This is a genomic window from Novosphingobium sp. (genome assembly GCF_032093395.1).
Lineage (GTDB): Bacteria > Pseudomonadota > Alphaproteobacteria > Sphingomonadales > Sphingomonadaceae > Novosphingobium.
This window is the reverse complement of record NZ_DAMDBA010000150.1, coordinates 1,130-4,011: the sequence shown is the minus strand read 5'-3', so window position 1 is coordinate 4,011 and position 2,882 is coordinate 1,130. Positions and strand designations below refer to the sequence as shown.

Genomic DNA, 2,882 nt, shown 5'->3' with positions numbered 1-2,882 from the left:
AGGTAGCTGGCATTGTTGACATGACCCATGAAGTCGATGTCGGAAGGATCGATGCCGATCTCGAAAGCGTGTGGAATCGCGGTGGTCATAGTCCTTATCATAGCACAAGCAGGCTGGAACGCCCGTTCCCTTATCGAGACGTTGGCGATCACGCCTCGGCGGCGTGAAGTTCGACGCGCGGCCCGGCATTGCGGACGGTGAGATCGACGGCATCCTCGAACTGCACGAAATTCTCGGCGAACAGGCGGGCAAGCTTGGCCGCGGTTGCGTCATAGGCAGCCTTGTCCGCCCACGTTTCGCGCGGGTCGAGGATGGTGTCGTCGACCTCGGGCGCGGCGACGGGAACCTGAAACCGAAAGATCGGATCGATCCGGCAGGTGACGCCGTCGAGATTGCCATCGAGCGCGGCATTGAGAAGTGCGGGCGTCACCTTGATCGGCATGCGTCTTCCGGTGCCGTAGCTCCCGCCGGTCCAGCCCGTATTGACGAGCCAGCATTTGACGTCACCTCGCGCGATGCGATCCTTGAGCAGATTGCCGTAGACGGACGGATGGCGCGGCATGAAAGGCGCGCCGAAGCAGGTGGAGAAGGTTGCGGTTGGCTCGGTCACGCCGATTTCGGTGCCTGCCACGCGCGCCGTGTAGCCCGAGAGGAAATGATACATGGCCTGCTCGGGCGTTAGTCGCGCGATTGGGGGCAGGACGCCGTAGGCATCGGCTGTCAGGAAGATGATGTTGCGGGGAACAGGCCCTAGATTGTCGGCCGACGCGTTGGGTATGAATTCGATCGGATAGGAGGCCCGGCTGTTTTCGGCGAGACTGTCATCATCCAGGTCGATGACCCGCGTTTCAGGATCGATCACCGCATTTTCGAGGATCGTGCCGAAGCGGCGGGTAGTGGCGTAGATCTCGGGCTCCGCCTCGGGCGACAGACGGATCACCTTGGCATAGCAGCCGCCCTCGAAGTTGAAGATGGCGCTGTGCGACCAGCCATGCTCGTCGTCGCCGATCAGCGTGCGGCTCGCATCGGCCGACAAGGTCGTCTTGCCGGTACCGGAAAGGCCGAAGAATACGGCTGTGTCACCCTCGGGCCAATGTTGGCCGAGCAATGCATCGGCATCACCCCCTTTTTGGGCAGCAAGTAATTAAGGAGACTGAAGACGGACTTCTTCATCTCGCCGGCATAGGCCGTGCCGCCGATCAGAATGAGCTTCTGCGCGAAATTGACCGCGATCACGGTTTCGCTGCGGCAGCCATGGCGTTCAGGATCGGCCCGGAAGCTCGGCAGGTCGATGATCGTATATTCAGGCACGAATGTCGCGAACTCATCTCTGCTGGGACGAACCAGCAGGGTCCGAACAAAGAGACTGTGCCAGGCAAGCTCGGTGTAGACCCGTACTGCAATGCGATGCTCGCTCTGCGAGCCCCCGAAGAGATCCTGAAGAAAGACGGTGTCCTTCGCGCCCAGGGCGCTCAGGAAGTCTTGCTTGAGCGCCGCGAAATGCTCGGGCGACATGGGAACATTGGTCTTGCCCCACCAGATCGCCGCCTCGGTCTCGGCATCCTTGACGATGAACTTGTCCTGCGCCGAACGGCCCGTATGCTTGCCCGTGGCGACGACGAAGGCCCCGTCGCGCGAAAGCACGCCCTCTCCCCGGCGCAGCGCATGCTCGATCAGGGGCGCGGTGCCCAGATTGCGATGCAGCGAGCTGGAAGCTTGAGGCGCGAAAGCGATGGGAAGTCCTGGGAGGCCAATGGTCGATCCTTGAGAGTCTGGTTTCGTAAGCCTTATTACACATGATCCGTGATTGATAAGATTGCAATTTGATGTTTCATACGTCATGAGGGCGTATGATCACTTCGCAACAGATGCGTGCGGCTCGCGCCCTTCTCGGGATTGACCAGCGCCAACTCGCCCAGCTCGCGCAGCTTTCGCTGCCGACCATCCAGCGCATGGAAGCCTCGGAGGGGCAGGTACGCGGCGTGGTCGACACCTTGGTAAAAGTGATCGGCGCGCTTGAAAGTGCCGGCATTGAACTGCTCGGCGAGAACGCGCCGAGCAGCGGGGTTGGACGCGGAGTGCGCCTGCGTGAGACGAAGTCGGGTCGCTCGGCCGGGACCGTGCCGTCGTTGCTGTATGACCAGGAAGAGGCCGGCGCGACGCTGCCGCAGTGAACTAAGGGATGATGATGAGCAGTTCGGACGACTATGTGTATGACGAAGCATCCGGCGAATGGATCAGCCCACAGGATGCGAAGGCGCGCGCGGTAGACCCGGGCGATGCGGTCGAAGTGCGCGATGCCGTAGGCAATGTCCTTGCCGATGGCGACAGCGTCACCTTGATCAAGGACCTTACCGTCAAGGGCGCCAACCAGACGCTCAAGCGCGGCACTCTCATCAAGTCCATTCGCCTGACCGGCGACGCCCAGGAAATCGATTGCCGCTACGAGGGCATCAAGGGCCTCGTTTTGCGCGCCGAATTCGTCCGTAAGCGCTGAGCCTGCCTGGCGCTAAGATAGAGGAACCCTGTTGGAAGTCATCTCGATCGTCTTGCTTTTGCTGCTCGCGGTGATCCTGAGCGGCATTCTGTCCCGAATGCTGCCCTTGCCCTTGCCCCGGCCGTTGTTTCAGATTGGACTTGGCGCGCTCATTGGGCTGGCCGCGGACTGGCGGGTCACGCTCGACCCGGAGATATTCTTCCTCCTGTTCCTGCCGCCGCTGCTCTTCCTGGATGGCTGGCGCATCCCGCGCGAGGAACTGTTCAAGGACGGCAAGACGATCGTCGAACTGGCCTTGGGCCTCGTGGTGGCGACGGTCGTGGGGATGGGTTTTTTCATCCACTGGATGATCCCGGCCATGCCGCTTGCCGTCGCCTTCGCGCTG

3 protein-coding genes and 2 pseudogenes are annotated in these 2,882 nt (G+C 61.5%); 3 read left to right on the top strand and 2 right to left on the bottom strand.

The features are described 5' to 3' along the window. Positions 1–89 (bottom strand): annotated as a pseudogene (locus RT424_RS24065) (acyl-CoA thioesterase); the annotation flags it as partial. 59 nt (positions 90–148) lie between these two features. Next, positions 149–1,755 (bottom strand): annotated as a pseudogene (locus tag RT424_RS24060) (phosphoenolpyruvate carboxykinase). Between the two features lie 95 nt (positions 1,756–1,850). Here RT424_RS24060 and RT424_RS24055 point away from each other — a divergent pair. The 3 genes from RT424_RS24055 to RT424_RS24045 all read left to right on the top strand — a co-directional run. Further along, complete coding sequence (locus RT424_RS24055) at positions 1,851–2,174, top strand: helix-turn-helix transcriptional regulator (protein WP_313443379.1); 324 nt, start codon at positions 1,851–1,853, stop codon at positions 2,172–2,174. A gap of 14 nt (positions 2,175–2,188) precedes the next feature. Continuing rightward, positions 2,189–2,497 (top strand): alkylphosphonate utilization protein, encoded by a 309-nt coding sequence (locus RT424_RS24050; RefSeq protein ID WP_011950649.1) that lies wholly within the window; start codon positions 2,189–2,191, stop codon positions 2,495–2,497. A 31-nt stretch (positions 2,498–2,528) separates the two neighbouring features. Further along, positions 2,529–2,882 (top strand): cation:proton antiporter (locus RT424_RS24045; protein WP_313443376.1); only part of this gene is annotated, 354 nt, incomplete at its 3' end.

Bases quoted from the DNA above. Each gene is read 5' to 3' on its own strand.
- RT424_RS24055 (WP_313443379.1), top strand. From the start codon at position 1,851: ATGATCACTTCGCAACAGATGCGTGCGGCTCGCGCCCTTCTCGGGATT.
- RT424_RS24050 (WP_011950649.1), top strand. From the start codon at position 2,189: ATGAGCAGTTCGGACGACTATGTGTATGACGAAGCATCCGGCGAATGG.